The sequence below is a fragment of the Microbacterium insulae genome (assembly GCF_042677065.1).
GTDB classification, from domain to species: Bacteria; Actinomycetota; Actinomycetes; order Actinomycetales; family Microbacteriaceae; genus Microbacterium; species Microbacterium insulae.
The window spans coordinates 2,438,405-2,455,459 of record NZ_JBHTII010000001.1; the positions used below are offsets into that span (position 1 = coordinate 2,438,405).

19 protein-coding genes and 1 tRNA gene are annotated in these 17,055 nt (G+C 71.9%); 10 read left to right on the top strand and 10 right to left on the bottom strand.

The window, feature by feature from the left end; genetic code table 11:
* Window positions 1-4 precede the first annotated feature (4 nt).
* Window positions 5-3,727 (top strand): AAA family ATPase, encoded by a 3,723-nt coding sequence (locus tag ACFQ0P_RS11365; protein ID WP_378772188.1) that lies wholly within the window; start codon window positions 5-7, stop codon window positions 3,725-3,727.
* Window positions 3,717-3,908, top strand: coding sequence for a hypothetical protein (locus ACFQ0P_RS11370; RefSeq protein WP_204978812.1), 192 nt, complete (start codon window positions 3,717-3,719; stop codon window positions 3,906-3,908). The genes ACFQ0P_RS11365 and ACFQ0P_RS11370 overlap by 11 nt, the downstream gene beginning before the upstream one ends.
* A gap of 264 nt (window positions 3,909-4,172) precedes the next feature.
* Here the strand turns inward: ACFQ0P_RS11370 and mscL are convergent, their stop codons facing one another.
* From mscL to ACFQ0P_RS11385, 3 genes are read right to left on the bottom strand one after another with little or no spacing between them, the layout of a single operon-like run.
* A complete protein-coding gene (gene mscL, locus ACFQ0P_RS11375) occupies window positions 4,173-4,586 on the bottom strand; it encodes a large conductance mechanosensitive channel protein MscL (protein WP_204978813.1) in 414 nt (137 codons plus the stop codon).
* A gap of 33 nt (window positions 4,587-4,619) precedes the next feature.
* Window positions 4,620-4,925 carry an FmdB family zinc ribbon protein gene (locus tag ACFQ0P_RS11380; protein WP_204978814.1) on the bottom strand — a complete coding sequence of 102 codons (306 nt, stop codon included), beginning with the start codon at window positions 4,923-4,925 and terminating at the stop codon, window positions 4,620-4,622.
* Between the two features lie 15 nt (window positions 4,926-4,940).
* Window positions 4,941-5,537, bottom strand: coding sequence for a 5-formyltetrahydrofolate cyclo-ligase (locus ACFQ0P_RS11385; protein WP_204978815.1), 597 nt, complete (start codon window positions 5,535-5,537; stop codon window positions 4,941-4,943).
* A 114-nt stretch (window positions 5,538-5,651) separates the two neighbouring features.
* Between ACFQ0P_RS11385 and galU the strand changes: the two genes are divergently transcribed.
* From galU to ACFQ0P_RS11405, 4 genes are all read left to right on the top strand, one after another.
* A complete protein-coding gene (galU, locus tag ACFQ0P_RS11390; protein ID WP_204978816.1) occupies window positions 5,652-6,539 on the top strand; it encodes a UTP--glucose-1-phosphate uridylyltransferase GalU in 888 nt (295 codons plus the stop codon).
* A 26-nt stretch (window positions 6,540-6,565) separates the two neighbouring features.
* Window positions 6,566-7,195: a GNAT family N-acetyltransferase gene (locus ACFQ0P_RS11395; protein WP_204978817.1), complete on the top strand. Its 630-nt coding sequence runs from the start codon at window positions 6,566-6,568 to the stop codon at window positions 7,193-7,195.
* Between the two features lie 56 nt (window positions 7,196-7,251).
* Window positions 7,252-8,259 carry a large exoprotein gene (locus ACFQ0P_RS11400; RefSeq protein WP_204978818.1) on the top strand — a complete coding sequence of 336 codons (1,008 nt, stop codon included), beginning with the start codon at window positions 7,252-7,254 and terminating at the stop codon, window positions 8,257-8,259.
* A gap of 66 nt (window positions 8,260-8,325) precedes the next feature.
* Window positions 8,326-8,401: transfer RNA gene (locus ACFQ0P_RS11405), tRNA-Ala, on the top strand.
* Between the two features lie 219 nt (window positions 8,402-8,620).
* Here ACFQ0P_RS11405 and ACFQ0P_RS11410 read toward each other — a convergent pair.
* Window positions 8,621-9,172, bottom strand: a complete 552-nt coding sequence (locus ACFQ0P_RS11410; RefSeq protein WP_204978819.1) for a DNA modification methylase — start codon at window positions 9,170-9,172, stop codon at window positions 8,621-8,623.
* Between the two features lie 165 nt (window positions 9,173-9,337).
* Between ACFQ0P_RS11410 and ACFQ0P_RS11415 the strand changes: the two genes are divergently transcribed.
* A complete protein-coding gene (locus ACFQ0P_RS11415) occupies window positions 9,338-10,072 on the top strand; it encodes a DUF4386 domain-containing protein (protein WP_204978820.1) in 735 nt (244 codons plus the stop codon).
* Here ACFQ0P_RS11415 and ACFQ0P_RS11420 read toward each other — a convergent pair.
* The 3 genes from ACFQ0P_RS11420 to ACFQ0P_RS11430 are packed head-to-tail and all read right to left on the bottom strand — an operon-like array spanning window position 10,057 to window position 13,312.
* Window positions 10,057-11,415, bottom strand: a complete 1,359-nt coding sequence (locus ACFQ0P_RS11420; RefSeq protein ID WP_204978821.1) for a hypothetical protein — start codon at window positions 11,413-11,415, stop codon at window positions 10,057-10,059. The genes ACFQ0P_RS11415 and ACFQ0P_RS11420 overlap by 16 nt on opposite strands.
* Entirely contained in the window at window positions 11,412-12,476 is a 1,065-nt protein-coding gene (locus ACFQ0P_RS11425) for an NAD-dependent epimerase/dehydratase family protein (RefSeq protein ID WP_204978822.1), read from the bottom strand. The genes ACFQ0P_RS11420 and ACFQ0P_RS11425 overlap by 4 nt, the downstream gene beginning before the upstream one ends.
* The gene (locus ACFQ0P_RS11430) at window positions 12,473-13,312 is read right to left on the bottom strand and encodes an MTAP family purine nucleoside phosphorylase (RefSeq protein ID WP_204978823.1); all 840 of its coding nucleotides are present in this window, start codon (window positions 13,310-13,312) and stop codon (window positions 12,473-12,475) included. The genes ACFQ0P_RS11425 and ACFQ0P_RS11430 overlap by 4 nt, the downstream gene beginning before the upstream one ends.
* Before the next feature lie 138 nt (window positions 13,313-13,450).
* Here ACFQ0P_RS11430 and ACFQ0P_RS11435 point away from each other — a divergent pair, with 138 nt between their 5' ends.
* Genes ACFQ0P_RS11435 through ACFQ0P_RS11445 form a run of 3 tightly spaced genes read left to right on the top strand, consistent with a single transcriptional unit; the run spans window position 13,451 to window position 15,041 of the window.
* A complete protein-coding gene (locus tag ACFQ0P_RS11435) occupies window positions 13,451-14,008 on the top strand; it encodes a hypothetical protein (RefSeq protein WP_378772195.1) in 558 nt (185 codons plus the stop codon).
* Window positions 14,005-14,616, top strand: a complete 612-nt coding sequence (locus ACFQ0P_RS11440) for a molybdopterin-dependent oxidoreductase (protein ID WP_378772197.1) — start codon at window positions 14,005-14,007, stop codon at window positions 14,614-14,616. Before ACFQ0P_RS11435 ends, ACFQ0P_RS11440 begins: the two co-directional genes overlap by 4 nt.
* Window positions 14,613-15,041 (top strand): hypothetical protein, encoded by a 429-nt coding sequence (locus ACFQ0P_RS11445; RefSeq protein ID WP_204978824.1) that lies wholly within the window; start codon window positions 14,613-14,615, stop codon window positions 15,039-15,041. The genes ACFQ0P_RS11440 and ACFQ0P_RS11445 overlap by 4 nt, the downstream gene beginning before the upstream one ends.
* Here the strand turns inward: ACFQ0P_RS11445 and ACFQ0P_RS11450 are convergent, their stop codons facing one another.
* The 3 genes from ACFQ0P_RS11450 to ACFQ0P_RS11460 are packed head-to-tail and all read right to left on the bottom strand — an operon-like array spanning window position 15,042 to window position 16,965.
* Window positions 15,042-15,701 (bottom strand): class I SAM-dependent methyltransferase, encoded by a 660-nt coding sequence (locus tag ACFQ0P_RS11450; protein ID WP_204978825.1) that lies wholly within the window; start codon window positions 15,699-15,701, stop codon window positions 15,042-15,044.
* Window positions 15,698-16,309, bottom strand: coding sequence for a TIGR04282 family arsenosugar biosynthesis glycosyltransferase (locus tag ACFQ0P_RS11455; protein WP_204978826.1), 612 nt, complete (start codon window positions 16,307-16,309; stop codon window positions 15,698-15,700). The genes ACFQ0P_RS11450 and ACFQ0P_RS11455 overlap by 4 nt, the downstream gene beginning before the upstream one ends.
* The gene (locus ACFQ0P_RS11460; protein ID WP_204978827.1) at window positions 16,306-16,965 is read right to left on the bottom strand and encodes a glycosyltransferase family 2 protein; all 660 of its coding nucleotides are present in this window, start codon (window positions 16,963-16,965) and stop codon (window positions 16,306-16,308) included. The genes ACFQ0P_RS11455 and ACFQ0P_RS11460 overlap by 4 nt, the downstream gene beginning before the upstream one ends.
* Window positions 16,966-17,055 lie beyond the last annotated feature (90 nt).

Consider the following 17,055-nt stretch of genomic DNA (forward strand, 5'->3'; position numbering starts at 1 on the left):
TCGTGTGTGGCGAGCAGAGGGCAGCGTCGTGGCCGGCGCAGGTGACGCGGTGTACGACGGCGCCGTGACGCCGAGCGACCTCGGGCTCGCCGAACCCGATGTCGTCGTGGCCCACATCGCCGATCCCGAGCGGGAGCGACTGCGCCAGGAGGCCGCCGAGCTCGGAGGACGGTCGACCCTCCTCCACTTCACCGACGCGCTGGACGCATCCATTGAGATCACCAAGGCGCATCCGGGAAGCCTCCCGCAGTTCCTCACCGGCCGCTCGACGCTGCTGTCGAATCTCTTCCGCGACGAGGTCGCGCTGCGCAACGCGCGCCTGGCGGCCGAGCGGATCACCGCGAAGAACGTCGAGCTGCGCACCACCCGCGGGATCGAGTCCGTCCACCTCGCCGTCGGTCTCGCGCAGTGGCGCATCGGCGGGCTCGAGTGCTCCGCGCCGGTGCTGCTGCGTCCGCTCGCCATCCGGCGGCACCACTCCGACTTCGAGCTCAAACTCCACGGCTCGTTCATCGTCAATCCCGAGCTCGTGCGTGCGATGCTGGCGCACTTCTCGATCGAGCTGGACGGCGCCGGGCTGGCTGCACTCGCTTACGAGGGCGGCGTCTTCAAGCCGCAGCCCGTCATCGACCATCTCCGCGCGCTCACCTCGTGGATCGAGTCCTACACCGTCAAGCCGCGCCTCCTGGTGTCGAGCTTCGCCGATGTCGCCACCGGCATGTCGCGCGACGCCGCCGACCTCGACCACCCGGTGCTCAACGCGCTCGCGGGGCACCCGGCCGATCGCGAGACGCTGACCGCCCGGCGCGAGCCGGTCGAGCCGGCGAGCCCGGACGAGCGGCCGCCCGCCTCCGACACCCTCCTCCTCGACGCCGACTCCGAGCAGGAGCGCGTCCTCGCCCGCATCGCCGCGGGCCAGTCTCTCGCGGTGCACACCCTCCCCGGGACCGGCGGCACCCAGACGGTCATCAACGCGGTCGGCGCCCTCGTGCGCGACGGCAAGCGCGTGCTCGTCGTGAGCGCCCGCAGCTCGACGATCGACGGCATCCGCCACCGCCTGGCCGGGATCGGGCTCGCGGGCCTCGCGGTCTCGCCGCGGCGTCTGCGCGCCGACCTCATCCGCGCGATCGGCCGCAACGAGAAGGCCGAGAAGCCCAAGGTCGCCGAGATCGACGACGCGCTGGTGCGACTGCGGGGCGTGCTGCGGGACTATCGCGGAGCGGTCACGGCGAAGCATCCATCCCTCGGGGTGTCGGTACTGGAGATCCTGCGGGCGCTCGCCACCCTCGCCGGCAGCCCGACGCCGCCGTCCACGGCCGCCCGGTTCGGAGCCGTCACGCTCGAGCGACTCGCCGACACCCGCCCCGAGGCGGCGGCGAAGCTCGCGGCGGCCGCCCGGCTCGGAGAGTTCCGCTTCGGACCCGATGACTCGCCCTGGTACGGCGTCTCTTTCGCGACCACCGAGGAGGCCCGCGCGGCGCACGCGCTCGCGGGCAAGCTCCATCGCAGCGACGTTCCGAACCTCCTCGAGCGCGGATACGAGCTCATCGCCCAGACGCGTATGCGCCCGTTCCACACGATCGCCGAGCTGGGCGTGTACCTGCGCCTGCTGCAGGGCATCCGCGACTCGCTCGACAAGTTCAGCCTCACGGTGTTCGAACGGCCGCTCGGCGAGCTGATCCAGGCCCACGGCTCGCGGCGGGACTCGCCGAACATGAGCGCCCCGAACCGCCGCCGGCTGCGTCGCCTGTCCCGCGAGTACGTGCGCCCCGGCGTGCACGTTCCCGACATGTATGAGGCGCTCGTGCGCATCCAGCAGCAGCGCACGGAGTGGCAGCGGTTCGTCGATGCCGGCGTCACGCCCGAAGTGCCGATCGGGCTGTCCGACGTGCACGTGGCCCTGTCGCGCGTCGAAGCCGAGCTCGCCGAACTCGACGCGATCCTCGGCCGCACCGGCGCGGACCGTCTGGAGACGCTCCCGGTGAAGCAGCTCGTCCGCACCCTCGCGGGTCTCGCGGCCGACTCCGACGTCTTCGACAACCTCAAGGAGCGCGCGACCCTGCGCACCGAACTCGCCGCACTCGGACTCGAGCCGCTGCTCACCGAGCTGTCGGTGCGCCACGTGCCCGAGGACCGCGTCGCCGACGAGCTCGAGTTCGCCTGGTGGCAGTCGGCGCTCGAGCTGCTGCTGCGCACCGACCGCGCCGTGCTCGGCGCGAACACCGCGGTCGTCGACCGCCTCGAGCGCGACTTCCGTCTTGTCGACGAGGCGCACGCCGCGGCATCCGGCCCGCTGCTGGCATCCCAGCTCGCGACGCAGTGGCGCATCGGTATCGTCGACGAAGCCGACGAGGCCGCCGCGCTCAAGCTCGCGCTCAAGAACGGTGAGCTCACCGCGACGCGGTTCGCCGAGATCGCACCGACGCTCTCGAAGACCCTCGCGCCGGTGTGGCTCGCCTCGCCCTACGACGTGCCACTGCTGCCCGCGTCGCCGATGTTCGACGTGGTCGTGATCGCGGATGCCGCGGCTCTGTGCCTCGCGGAGGCCGCACCGGCGCTCCGCCGAGGGCGTCAGGTGGTCGTCTTCGGCGATCCGGTCACGCAGAAGCCGACCCCGTTCCGGGTCGCGGCCGGAATCCCCGGCGACGAACCCGAGCCCGAGATCCCGTTCGACTCGGTGAGCGTGTTCGAGCGCCTCGCCGAGCTGCTGCCCGTCGAGACCCTCACTCGCAGCTACCGCGCGGGCGGCGAGGACCTCGCCGAACTCGTCAACGATGCGTTCTACGGCGGCGAACTCGTCTCCCTCCCGTGGGCAGGGTCGTACCTCGGCCGCGGCAGCCTCGGCGTGGACTACGTCGAGGGCGGCACGGGAACCCCAGACCCGGTGACGGGCGCGGTCGAGAGCCCCGACGCCGAGGTACAGCGCGTCGTGACGCTCGTCGTCGAGCACGCGGTCAACCGCGGGACCGAGTCGCTCATGGTCGTCACGGCCAGCACGCGGCACGCCGAGCGCATCCGCGCGGCCGTCGGGGCGGCGTTCGCCGGACGCTCCGACGTCGCCGACTTCGTCTCGCGCGACACCGCCGAGCCGTTCGCCGTGCTCACCCTCGAGGAGTCGGTCGCCGAGAGCCGCGACCGCGTGATCTTCTCGCTCGGGTTCGGGCTCACCAAGCACGGGCGCGTGCTGAGCGACTTCGGAGACCTCTCCACGCCCGACGGCGAGCGCCTGCTCACGGTCGGGATGACGCGCGCCCGCCGATCGATGGTGATCGTGTCGTCGATCCGGCCGTCCGCGTTCGACGACGGGCGACTCGAGCACGGCGCGGCGACCCTCATGTCGATCCTCGGCAACATCGCCGCCCGTGCGCGCGACGCCCGACTCGAGGACCTCGCCGACCCGCTCACGCTGGCGCTCGCACGCGAGCTGCGGCGCCTGGGTCTCTCGGTCGACGTGCACTACCGCGGACTGCTGCCGCTCGTCGCGCAGTACGGCGGCAAAGCGGTCGTCGTCGAGAGCGACCCCGAGACGATCGGGGAGTCCCTGCGCGAATCCCTGCGACTGCGCCCGCAGATCCTGCGTCGTCTCGGCTGGCACTACGTACGGGTCCACTCGTTCGACCTCTACAGCGATCCGGCAGGCGTCGCCGAGCGCATCGCGAGGATGCTCGGCGTACCGCCCGAGACTCCTCGGGTTGAGGCCGACACGCAGCCGATCGATGCCGGCTGACCGCCAGCGGATCGAGCGGGTACCCGGCTCGCGGCGGGTGAAGCTCACGCCCGCTCCGGGGACGAGCGCGGAGCCGGTACCGGCTGACGAGGAGGCGACGGATGCCCCCGCCGACGCCTCGGGAGGCGCGCCCGGACCGAACGACGACCGTCTGAAGCGCGACGTCCCCCCGCACTATTGACGCGGCTCGGGTCAATGCCGCGCAGCGGCGTTGACGCGAGCCGGGTCAAGATCGAGTGCGCCGCGCAGCGGCGTGTATCGAGATCTCCCTGGTGTCATCGGGTCAATGCCGCGCAGCGGCGTTGACGCGAGCCGGGTCAAGATCGAGTGCGCCGCGCAGCGGCGTGTATCGAGATCTCCCTGGTGTCATCGGGTCAATGCCGCGCAGCGGCGTTGACGCGAGCCGGGTCAAGATCGAGTGCGCCGCGCCGCGGCGTGTACCTTCCTACGCGCGCGGCCGCTCGGAGAGCAGGTCGCGGATCTGGACGAGGATCTCCTGTTCGGTCGGGAGCTTCGGCTCTTCGTCGGCCGGGCTTACGCCGGCCTTGGCAGCGGCGCGCTCCTTGATGCGGTTCATCGGGTAGACGAACACGAAGTACACGACCACCGCCACCGCGAGGAAGGCGATGATGGCGTTGATGAGGTCGCCGATGGGGAACGTGACCGGCCCCCACAGCCCGTTCACGGTGATGCCGACCGTGCCTTCGGCGTCAGGCTTCCAGAACAGGGCGATGAGCGGGGTGATGATGCTCGCGACGATCGCGTTCACCACGGCCGTGAACGCGGCGCCGATGACCACGGCGACCGCCAGGTCGATGACGTTGCCGCGGAGGATGAACTCCTTGAAGCCCTTGATCATGCGGTGCTCCTCACTGTCGCCGGCTCCCGCCGGTCAGGACCCGGTCTGCGCGGGCGAGGCCTTCGCCTCGGACTTCGATGATGTCGAAGATGAGGACGAGCCGCCAGCCGCGGCATCCTTCCCTCCCTCGGACGAGCCGCCCGATGACCCACCGCCCGCGGCGGCGCGCGAGTCTGTGCGGTAGAAACCCGAGCCGTTGAAGGTCACGCCGATCGAGCCGTACTCCTTGCGCAGCGGTCCGGCGCACTCGGGGCATTCGGTCAGGGCGGGATCTGCGAAGGACTGGACCGCGTCGAAGCGGTGGCCGCACTGCTTGCAGGCGTAGGCGTAGGTCGGCATGGATCTCTCGGTGGGTCAGCGCCGGGCGGGCGCGAGGTCAAGGGTCTGTGTGGGGGTGACGACGCCCGTCACGGACTGGTCGTGCACGTCGCTGGGCACCTCGTCGAGGACCTCGGAGTCGAACACGACCGCGTACACGGGCGGACAGCGGTCCATCGACCCGATCGTCTTGTCGAAGTAGCCTCGCCCCCATCCGAGCCGCATGCCGTGCCGGTCGACGGCGGCGGCGGGGATCACGAGGAGGTCGACGTCGTTGACGGCGATGGGGCCGATCAGCTCGCCCACGGGTTCGGGGAGTCCGAACATGCCCTCGGCGATGTCGAGGTCGCGCGTGGCCACCGACCAGTCCAGGAGCCCGTCGCTGCGGGTGACCGGGAGGAGAACCCGGATGCCGCGGTCCACCGCGGCGGCGACGAACGCGCGTGTTCCCGGCTCGGTCGTGGTCGAGAGGAAGCACGACATCGAGGTCGCGCCGAGCCGGTCGACGAGGGCGTCGAGCTGCTCGCCGATGCCCTGTTCCGCGGCCTCCCGCTGGTGGGGCGTGAGGAGCTGGCGTCGCTCGCGGAGCTCGGCGCGCAGCGCGCGCTTCGCATCGGCGATCGCGTCGGACATGCCCTCGATTGTAGGCGGCGCGCGGAGCCCGGGATGTTTCGTGCGCTTATCGGTCGCGCGTCGCGTGTGTCAACGCGCGTGGCGGGCCGTCACGCGCACCTTAGAATGCCAGGCATGCCCCACACCCCCATGAAGGCCGTGATCCCCGCCGCCGGTCTCGGCACGCGCTTCCTGCCCGCGACCAAGGCCATGCCGAAGGAGATGCTGCCGGTCGTCGACAAGCCGGCCATCCAGTACGTCGTCGAAGAGGCGGCGCAGGCGGGCATCGACGACATCCTGGTCATCATCGGGCGCAACAAGAACGCGATCTCGAACCACTTCGACTCCGTGCCGGAGCTGGAGGAGAAGCTCAAGGACAAGGGCGACGACGACCGGCTGCGCCGCGTCGTGGCCTCGAGCGACCTCGCCGACATTCACTTCGTGCGTCAGGGCGAGCCGAAGGGTCTCGGACACGCGGTGCTGCGGGCGAAGGCCCACGTCGGGGACTCGTCGTTCGCCGTCATGCTCGGCGATGACCTCATCGACGACCGCGACCCGCTCCTGACGACGATGATCGCCGAGCACGAGCGCACGGGCGCGACCGTCGTGGCACTTCTCGAGGTCGATCCCGACCACATCCACCTGTATGGTGCCGCCGCGGTCGAGGAGACCGGTGCCGACGGCATCGTCCGGGTGACCGGCCTGGTCGAGAAGCCGAAGAAGGAGGATGCCCCCTCCAATCTCGCCGTGATCGGCCGGTACATCCTCACGCCCGAGGTGTTCGAGATCCTCGAGCGGACCAAGCCCGGCAAGGGCGGCGAGATCCAGCTCACCGACGCGCTCCAGGAGCTCGCCGCCGATCCCGACGGACCCGGCGTGTACGGGGTCGTGTTCAACGGCCGCCGATACGACACCGGCGATAGGGTGGACTACATCAAGGCCATCGTCCAGCTCGCCGCCGATCGCGACGATCTCGGCCCCGAGCTGCGGCCGTGGTTCAAGGAGTTCGCGGCGAATCTCTGACGCCGCCCGTTGGAGGGGGTGGTCGCGTGGACCTGACGACTCCTCGTCGCCACGGGCCGGTGTCCATCCGTCTCGTGCGTCCGCGAGACGCGCGGGTTCTCCAGAGCGAGCTCCTCTCGAACCGCGACTGGCTGCGTCCGTGGGAGGCCACGTCGCCCGACGGACCGGTCTCGTTCGACATGCGGCTCGGCATCCGGCGCCTTCTCCAGCAGTATCGCGACGGCACGGGGGTGCCGTTCGTCATGGAGCACGACGGCGAGATCGCGGGTCAGCTCAACGTGTGGGGGATCGCGCGCGGCTCGCTGGCGTCGGCGACGATCGGTTACTGGGTTGCCAAGCGCTTCGCCGGCCGGGGCATCACGCCCACCGCCGTCGCCCTCGCGACGGACGTATGCTTCACCGATCTCCGCCTCCACCGCATGGAGATCTGCATCCGCCCCGAGAACGCGGCGAGCCTGCGCGTCGTCGAGAAGCTCGGCTTCCGCTACGAGGGGCTTCGCCGACGGTACATCCACATCGACGGCGACTGGCGCGACCACTACGCCTTCGCGCTCGTCCGCGAGGAGGTCCCCGAAGGCGTGCTGCGCCGCTGGGCGGAAGGGCGCGCACCGCGCGAGGCCGCGACGGTGCCGCCGGCGGATCGCCTGCACGCATAGGGCGACACGCGACCGGATGCCGCGCCCCGGCATCCGCGTCACTTACCGTTGTCGACATGGGTGGGCAGGTATGGGGCGGCGGCGTGATCGTGCTCGTCGCGGTGCTCCTGTGGCTGGTCTATCTGCTGCCTTCGTGGCACAGTCGTCGGCAGTTCGACGCCGCCGAGCGCAATGCCGTGCGGCTCAACCAGGCCCTGCGGGTGCTCGCCGAGACGAGTGAGACGCCGCACGAGGTGCGCCTGGAGCTCAACGCCCGCACGGCGATGGCGCAGCAGCGGCTCGCGCGGCAGGCGCTCGCCCAGCGCGAGTCGGCTGCGCTCGAGCAGGCGAGGGTCGATCTCGAGCGTGCGCGCGCGGAGCGACAGTCCAGTGAAGCGCGCGCCAAGGTCGAACTCGAGCGCGCCCGCGCGGAACGCGCCGCCGCCGAGGCCGCTGCCCGCGCGGAGGTCGAGGCGGCGCAGGCCGCCGCTCGCGCCGAGATCCGCGCCGCCCGGTCGGCGCCCGCGGCGCGTCGGGCGCGTGCCCGGCGTCGGTTCCGGTTCATCGCCACCCTCGTCGGCGTCGCCGGCATCGCCCTGGCCGGGTGGGGGGTCGTCGAGGTCGTCACGACCGGTTCGCAGCTCTGGCTGTGGAGCGGGGTCGCGGTGGCCGCGGCATCCGGCGTCGTCCTCTCCCGGCTCTCCCGCGTTGCGGCGCGCGCGGCCGTCCGTGTCGCGTCCCCCGCCGAGCGCGCCGAGGCGCGTGTGCAGGACGTTCCGCTCGAGCAGGCTTCCCGGCAGTGGGAGCCGCGCGAACTGCCGCGCCCCCTCACCGCATCGGCGGGCTCGCGCGCAGCCGCTGTGCTCGAGGCGGAGGCGGCGAAGGAGTCGCTGCGACAGGCCGCGCTCGAAGAGTCCCTGCGGGAGCGTGCCGAGGCGCAGCGTCCGCCGTCGATCGACACCGCCCGCGTGGCCCGCGCGGCGGCCCCGGCGGGCGCGGACTTCGCCCGCATGGGCTTTGTCGACGACGCCGAGATCGAGGCGCACGTCCGCGACCTGCTCAGTCGTCGGGCCGTCGGCGCGTAGCCGTCTCCGCGGGCGCTGTGGCGTGCGGGGCGATCGTGCGAGCGTGATAACCTAACGGAGGTTCACGGGCCTGTGGCGCAGTTGGTAGCGCGCTTCGTTCGCAATGAAGAGGTCAGGGGTTCGAATCCCCTCAGGTCCACCAAACGCCGGAACGCCCCCTTGCGGGGCGTTTCGTCGTTTGGTTGATGTGCACGAGTGATTCGAGGAGGAGGTCGCGTCAGCGACCGACGGAGTCCCCTCAGGTCCACCAAACGCCGGAACGCCCCCTTGCGGGGCGTTTCGTCGTTTGGTTGATGTGCACGAGTGATTCGAGGAGGAGGTCGCGTCAGCGACCGACGGAGTCCTCACACTCTGCGGAGATTCAGCGATCGGAATCGTCGCACGGATCGGTCGAGCCGGGCTCGAGGCCGTCGAGATAGGGGAGGCAGTCGCCCAGCACCGGGACCTGCTCGGTGACGGGGTCGGCATCGCCTGACTGGAACGTCATAGCGACCGTCGAGCCCGGGATCGCGCCGAGATCCTCGATCAGCGGCGCATCCGCGAGGCTGTCGCTGTCGCCGTAGCTGATCGTCTCGCCGGCGGGAATGTCGATCGTGAGTTGCGGGGAGCTCCCTTCTCCGACCTCGATCGTGAGGACCTGATCCGCGTCGGACTCGTTGACGATCGCGGCCACGAGATTGCCCTCGGTGCCTTCTTCGTTCGCGACGACCAGGACGTTGCGCACGGCGAGCGGGCCCACGCCTTCGATGTTCACCCCGTCTCCCGCGGAGTAACGGTAGACATCGGGGTCGCCCTCGAAGCGGGGCGATTGCTCCTCTGATGAACCGCATCCCGTCGCGGTGAGCAGGCAGACAGCCAGCGCGCTGACCACCATGGCGAACGTGGATCCGGTTCCTCTCCGTGTGTTGCGCATGTGCGCGACGCTACGCGTCGGTCTACGGTGCCGCGTCGCATGAGCGCGATTTCCAGGCATTTGCCAGGGCCACCGGCATCCAAGAGGTAAAGAATTCTTGACACGCGATTGGCCACGGGTCTAGCCTCCGATGTAAAGAATCCTTTACATAATCGGAGTCGTGCCATGCGTTCGTTCCTCACCACACGCCGAGTCACCGGCCTGCTCTACGTCCTCCTGGCGGTGACCGGACTGCTGTCCTACCTCGTGATCCGCTCGCAGCTGATCGTCGTCGGCGACGCGAGCGCGACGCTCGACAACCTCGCCGCCGATGAGACGCTCGCACGGTGGGGGGTCGCTCTCGAACTCGGGGTTGTCCTGGTGCAGGCCGTCCTCGCCGTGTCGTTCTACGCCCTTTTCCGCGAGGCGCGGCCGATGGCCGCCGTCGCGATCGCCGCATTCGGGCTCGTCAACGCCGTCGCCATCCTCTTCGCCACCACCCTCTGGGGGGTCGCCGTCGCCATCGTCTTCGGGGCCGCCGAACAAGCCGCACCGGGAGGGGATGCTGCGGCCACCGTCCTGCTGCTGTTCAGCCTCCACGACGCGGCGTGGAGCGCGGGCAACCTCTTCTTCGGCCTGTGGCTGATCCCGATGGGCCTCGCCGTGCTCTCTGCCGGGTGGGTGCGAGTGCTCGGCTGGACGCTCATCGTCGGGGGCGCGGCGTACGTCGCGAGCGCCTTCCTGCTGCTGCTCGCGCCGGACCTCGCGCCGGTCGCCGAGGCCCTTCCCTTGGTGGCCACCATCGGCGAGTTCTGGATGATCGGCTACCTGCTCTTCACCCGCACCCGTGCCTCGGCACCGACCGAGTCAGCCCCGGCCATTGCGACCGAGGCCGGCGCGCCCGGTCACCACCTCGTGTAGAAGAGCGTCTGCACGACGATCGCGAAGGCGGCCTGGCCGACGAGTCCGGCGCGCCGCCACCGTTCTGGCAGGAGCGCGGTGCCCAGCAGCATCCACGGGACGAACGGCAGCCAGATCCGCTCCACCTCGGCGCGACTCATCTGCGACAGCGTCGCCGCGATGCACATCCCGACGCCCGCCAGCGCGAGCCAGGCCACGCGCCGCGCGGCGGCGCGCCCGGCGTCATCGCGCCGCACGACCTCGACCACCGCCACCGCGATCCCTGCACCGACGAGAGGGCCCGCGCTGATGGCGACGGCCGCGAGATTCGCCCACGTCCAGTACGCGCCCGGCCTGTCGCTCGCGATGCCGTCCCAGTAGCGCTCGCTCAGCACGGGCAGCGCCTCCCACCACGCGAATCCCGCGACGGCGAACGCCCCCACCACGGCGACCGCACCCGCGACGGCGAACGGGAACGGCCGCCAGGACCGCCCCAGGATCAGCACGGTGATCGCGAGGATCCCCAGGAGCGGGAGGCCGTACGACATCATGACGCACGATCCGTAGAGGACCCCGGAGCCGAGGCCGGCGGCGATCTGCACCCAGAGGCGAGTGGATGTCGCCGCCACGGCGAGCAGGAACGTCGCCCAAGCGGCGACCGCGGCGAACATCGCGTCGGCCGAGACGCACATCCACAGCGCTGCGGGGCCGATCGTGAGGAAAGGCGCGGCGCGGCGGGCGAGGTCCTCCGCACCGAATCGGCGCGCGGTCGACATCACCGCCAGCGCGGTCGTCCCGGCGATCAGGGTGATGACGATGCCGGACGCGAGCGCGCTGCCGAGCCCGAGCCGCACCAGCACGACGAAGAAGAGCAGGGCGCCCGGTGGGTGCCCCGCGATGTGCACGGGCCAGTTGTCGGGGCTGTCGATCGGGATGTGGTCGATGTAGATGCGCAGCGTCTCGGCGAAGTCGGTCACCGCTCGCGCGGTGCCCAGGTACTCGGTGCGGTTGTCCAGGATGCCGCCGAGACCCTCGACCCCGTAGACGGTGGCGAGAGCGACCATCCATGCCACGCCGTAGCCGTATACGACGGCCAACAGCCGACGCCACGGCCACTGCACCACCCGCGGCGCGTAGATCACTCCGAGGACCGCGAGGAGGATCGCGAACGGCGTTCCCGGCCCGACGCGAGCGACGAAGATCGAGTGCAGCGGCGCGAGTTTGCCCGCTCGCACTTCCCAGCCCGTGAGCAGCGGGAGGGCGATCGCCGCCGCGATGAGCACCAGCGTCACCGTGAGGCCGACGACCGCCGCTCGGTGGCGCACGCGGTCGGGCGACGTCGCGACCGGAATGGGCGCGGTCATCGTCCCGCCGGGGGGCGCAGGGGAGCGGCGGCGAACTCCCGCATGCCGTCGGCGAAGGCGACCTTCGGGCGCCATCCGAGCTCGTCGCGCAGTCGCTGGGAGGAGGCGGTGATGTGGCGCACGTCGCCGCGCCGGTAGCCGCCCGCGATCACCGGCGCGGGACCGCCGAAGGCGTCGGCGAGGGCGGCGGCCATCTCGCCGACCGTGTGCACCTCGCCGCTGGCCACGTTGAACGCGCGCGCGGTGCCGGGGTCCGTGTCCGCGGTCCACGCCGCGGCGGCGAGGTTCGCCGCCGCGACGTCGCCGACGTGCACGAAGTCGCGTCGCTGCCCGCCGTCCTCGAGCACGATCGGCGCGCGCCCGGCCTCGAGGGCCGAGCGGAAGATCGAGGCCACGCCCGCGTACGGCGTCGCCTGCGGCATCCCCGGTCCGTAGACGTTGTGATACCGCAGGAGCGCCGCGCGCCCTCCGGTCTCGCGCGCCCACACTCGCGCCAGGTGCTCCTGCGCGATCTTGGATGCCGCGTAGACGTTGCGGGGATCGAGCGGCGCATCCTCGTCGATGAGCTCGGGGACGAGCGGTTCGCCGGTGCGCGGCGACCTCGGCTCGAACCGGCCGGCCTCGAGGTCGTCGATACCGCGGGGCGGTGCGGCGATCACACCCTGCGCGTCGCGGTACCGGCCCTCGCCGTACACGACCATCGACGACGCCAGGACGAGCCTTCCCACACCGGAGCGGGCCATCTGCGACAGCAGCACGGCCGTACCGAGGTCGTTGGAGCGCACGTAGTCGGGGGCGTCGTCCAGATCCACGCCGAGGCCCACCTTCGCCGCCTGGTGGCACACGACGTCGACGTCGCGAAGCGCGCGGGACGCGGCATCCGGATCCTCGACATCGCCCCGGATCAGCTCGACATCGTCGCGGACCTCGGGCGCCAGGGCGTGGACGTCTTCCCGCAGGCTGTCGAGCACCCTCACGCGCCACCCTTCCGTGAGGGCGAGGTCGACGACGTGCGAGCCGATGAAGCCCGCACCGCCCGTGACGAGGAGCGTGCCGGTCATGCCTCGACCGGGAGCGCGAGCACGCGGGCGGAGGCGGCCGGATCCACCAGCGGCCGCACCGTCGGCTCGGCGGGAAGGGCGGCGACGGCGTCGGCGATGGCGCCCGTGATGCGGTCCCGCGCGGCCGTCAGCCGCGCGAACACCGCATCCGCAGTCACGGCCTCGTCGTCGGGCTCGTGCCCGACGTCGGCATCCGTGACGAACGAGAGGCTCGCGTACGCGACGCCGAGCTCGGCGGCGAGCGCGGCCTCCGGATACTGGGTCATGTTGAGGATGTCGGCCCCGAGCAGCCTCCATCCGCGCGACTCCGCACGGGTGGAGAACCGCGGCCCGGGGATCACCAGCGTCGTGCCGACGGGGGAGAAGCGCTCACCGCGGGCGGCGAGGGCATCGCACAGCGCCGCGCGCAGGGCAGGGTCGAAGGGGTCGGCGAAGCCGAGGTGCTGCACGTCCGCATCGTCGAAGTAGGTGTCGGCGCGCTCGCGCGTGCGATCGATCAGCTGGTCGGGGACGACGAAGGTGTCCGCCGGGAGGTCCGGAGTGATGCTCCCCACCGCCGACGACGCGATCACGGCCCGTACGCCGATCGACGCCAGCGCCCACAGATTGGCGCGGTAGGGAACGCGATGGGGAGGGATGCCGTGTCCCCGGCCGTGCCGCGCCAGGAAGGCCACGCGGCGCCCGCCGAACTCGCCGAGCGTGATCGGCGATGATGGCGACCCGAAGGGGGTGGGCACCTCTACCGTGCGGGGATCCGAGATGAGCTCGTAGAGTCCCGAACCTCCGATGACGCCGACGCGGACGTCACCGCCGTCGCCCGTCGCCTCGCGTTCCATGACCCCAGCCTGGCAACGCCGCCTCCCGCGGCGTGCGCGGAGACATTACGGTTCCGTGACGCCTGCGGGTGGCGCTGTCCCCGGTTCGTAAGCGGATGCCGCTCCGGTCCGGGTGCCGATCGCGCGACACTGGGCGGCATGGCGGGGTACACCGACCGGCTCGCGACGGTCCTGGAGAGCGGGGCCGCGCGGCTGCGGCACGCGCTGGACGCGCCGGAGCGCAGGCCGCGGACGGCGGTCGTGCTCGGGCGTGTGATCGCGGTGGGGTTCCTCGTGTGCTTCCTCACCGGTGTCTACAGCCACCTCCAGCAGCATCCGCTCGCCTGGCTGCCCCTTCCCACGCGACCGGTCGAGCTGTACGCCTGGACGCAGGGCACGCATGTCGCAGTGGGCACGGCCCTGCTGCCGCTCGTGCTGGCGAAGCTGTGGGTCGTCTACCCTCGCCTGTTCACCTGGCCACCGATCCGCTCCGTGGGTAACGCCGTCGAGCGGGCTTCGATCGCGGTGCTGGTGTCGTCGTCGGTGCTCCAGCTGGTGATGGGGACCCTCAACACCTTCCAGTGGTATCCGTGGGGCTTCTCCTTCCCCCGCGCGCACTGGGGACTGTCGTGGGTGATCATGGGCGCGCTCCTCGTCCACATCGCCGTCAAGCTCCCCGTGATCGCTCAGCACTGGCGGCGGGAGGCCGGGCGATGAGCCGCGAGGAGTTCGGGCGGCGCGTCTTCCTCTCCGGGGTCGCCGCATCGACCGTCGGGCTGGTGGCGCTCACCGCGGGGCAGTCGTTCGATGCGCTGGCGTCTCTGAACCTGTTCGCCCCGCGCGTGAAGGGGGAGGGACCCCAGGGCCTCCCGGTGAACCGCACGGCCGCACAGGCCGGCGTCACCACGTCCGCCGCCGATCCCGGATGGAGGCTCGAGGTGCGTGGCCTCGGCGCGACGCGCGCGTACGACCGCGACGCGCTCGCCGCCCTGCCGCAGACGGAGTCGGTGCTTCCGATCGCCTGCGTCGAAGGGTGGAGCACGACGGCACGCTGGCGCGGCGTGCGCCTGCGCGACCTGCTTGCGGAGGTCGGAGCATCCCGGACCGCGACGATCCGCCTCGAGAGCCTGCAGGCGCGCGGCGCGTACCGCACCACGACGATGCCGGCCCACTACGCGTGGGATCCGCTCACGCTCGTGGCGCTCGAGGTGAACGGCGAGCCGCTGAACCTCGACCACGGTCACCCCGCACGCATCATCGCGCCGGGCCGTCCCGGGGTGCTGCAGACGAAATGGCTGGCCCGCATCGAGGAGCTGCCGGCATGAGGATCGCGCGCGTGCTGCTGATTCTCGCGGGGACCGCCCTCGGGCTGTACGGCGCCGTGCTGCTCGTGACCACCCTTCCGCCGGCATCTCTGCTCGCCCTCGCCGTCTGGCTGGTCGGTGTTCTCGTCGTCCACGATGCGGTCCTCGCCCCGGCGACGTCGGCGATCCGCGCCGCGTGGTGGCGCCATGCCGACGAGCGCCCGCGCACGGTGACCGCGGCCGTCCAGGTCGGGTTCGCGGTGGGTGCGGTGCTGTCGCTCTTCGTGCTCCCCGAGATCTGGGCCCAGTCGCGCGGCTCGGCGAACCCCACGATCCTCGTGGGCGACTACGCCCTGCGTCTCGCCGTGGTGTGGGGCGTGATCGCGGCGGTCGTGCTCGTCATCTGGCGCACGGCTCTGCGCAGGGCGCGACGACCCGAGCGCTGATCACGAGCGGTGGTACTCGGCGAACCACCGGATTCCCGCGTGCCATTCGCGCGCCCGCACCAGACCGGCGCGTCGGGCGTGGCGGCGCAGCGCCCGGCGCCCGACCTCGGCCCACGGGAAGGTCGCTCCGGCGTTCCCGTTCTCATCGGTCAGAACGGCGTGGAATCGCCGGTCCCGACGTGGATCGGGGTGCACCTCGACGACGACCGTGCCGCGCGCCCGGAGCAGGTTCCGGCATCGCGTGAGGAGCTCGGCGGGGTCGCCCCCGATGCCGATGTTCCCGTCGAGCAGGAGCGCCGTACCCCAGGCCCCCTCGTCGGGGAGGACGTCGAACACGGAGCCGTGCCACACCGGGATGCCGCGCCTTCGCGCGATGCGCGTCGCCGCCTCGGAGACATCGACTCCGAGCGCCTCGCGTCCTGCCTCCCTGGCGGCGCGGACCATCCGGCCGGGTCCGCAGCCGATGTCGAGCACGGGCCCGGGAAGTTCGCGTGCGAGGCGGCGCTCGACGGCGTCGGCATCGCCGAGGTACCGCCCCACGTCGTGACGGGTCCCCGCGGAACCGGCCGCGTCGCGGAGGACCACGGGACCTGTGGGGGTGCGCAGCGCGCGCTCGTAGTGGACGCCGAAGGCGTCGAACGGCGGGGCGAGGTCGGTCATGCGAGCTCTCGCAGCAGTGCCGTGAGACGCCCGTCCCTCAGGAGCCCCGTCACGGCGCGCAGCGACTCCGCGTCGTCGATGTCGGTGAGCCTCGGCAGCGTCCCGACGCGCAGGCCCGCAGCCTCGAGGCGCTCCCGCTGCCGCGCCCCGGTGTCGGGGCGGGACATGGGCACCCCCCGCACGAGGTCGCCGCGCGGCTCGCGGAGCGCGAGCGCCCAGAATCCGCCGTCCTCCGCCGGGCCGAACCACGCGTCGACGTCGTCGGGCCACCCGCCGATGTCCGCGACGTCATCGGCGCTCAGCTGGGGCGTGTCCATGCCGACCACGAGGGCGGGACCCCGGCAGGCATCGAGCGCCGCGCCGATGCGCTCGTCGAGGCCGCCCGCGGCCTGGGGCAGCACCTCCCACCCGGGAGGCAGGTGCGGGGCATCCTCGCCGTCGAGGCACAGCACCCGCCGCTCCACCGGGAGCGCGCTGAGCGTCGTGATCGTGTCGCTGAGGCTCGCCTCCGCGATGCGCGCGGCATCCACCAGGCTGAAGGGAGGGTGCAGGCGCGTCTTGACCCGCCCGGGGAGGCACTCCTTCGCCATGAGCACGACCGTGGTCACGGCGTCACCTCCCGCAGGACACGGGACATGTCTGCGATCGCGGTCGCCGTCCCGCGGATGGTCCCGGTCACCTTCGAGCGACCGATCCTCGGGCGATAGTCCACGTCGACCTCGACGATCCGCCACCCCCTCGTCGCGGCCTTGAGCACCATTTCGAGGGGATAGCCGCTGCGTCGGTCCTCGAGGTCGAGCGCGAGGAGCCCTTCGCGGCGAGCGGCGCGCATCGGGCCAAGGTCGTGCAGCGTCGCCGTCGTGCGCGAGCGGATCCGCGCCGAGAGGTAGGCGTTCGCCGCCCGCGCGTGCAGCGGCCACGACCCGCGCGCGGCGCGGCGGCGACCGAGCACGAGGTCGGCCTCGCCGGCCGACACCGGCGCGACGACGCGCGCGAGGTCGGCGGAGTCGAACGATCCGTCGGCGTCGCAGATCGCGACCACCGGGGCGGTCGCGGCCAGGAGCCCGGCGTGAACGGCCGCGCCGAATCCGCGGCGCGGCTCGCGCACCACCACGGCGCCGAGGTCGGCGGCCACCTCGGCCGACCCGTCACGGGAGCCGTTGTCCACGACGATCGCGCGCATCCCGGCCGGCACGGCGGTGAGGACCGCGGGCAGCGCCGCCGCCTCGTCGAGGCACGGGAAGACGATGTCCACGGCGGTCATGTCCCGACGCTAGGCCCGGCGGCATCCCGCCCAGGAGGGCAAAGGATTACGAAGCGGGGACATCCCGTGCGGGGCGGCCGCCCTGCCCCA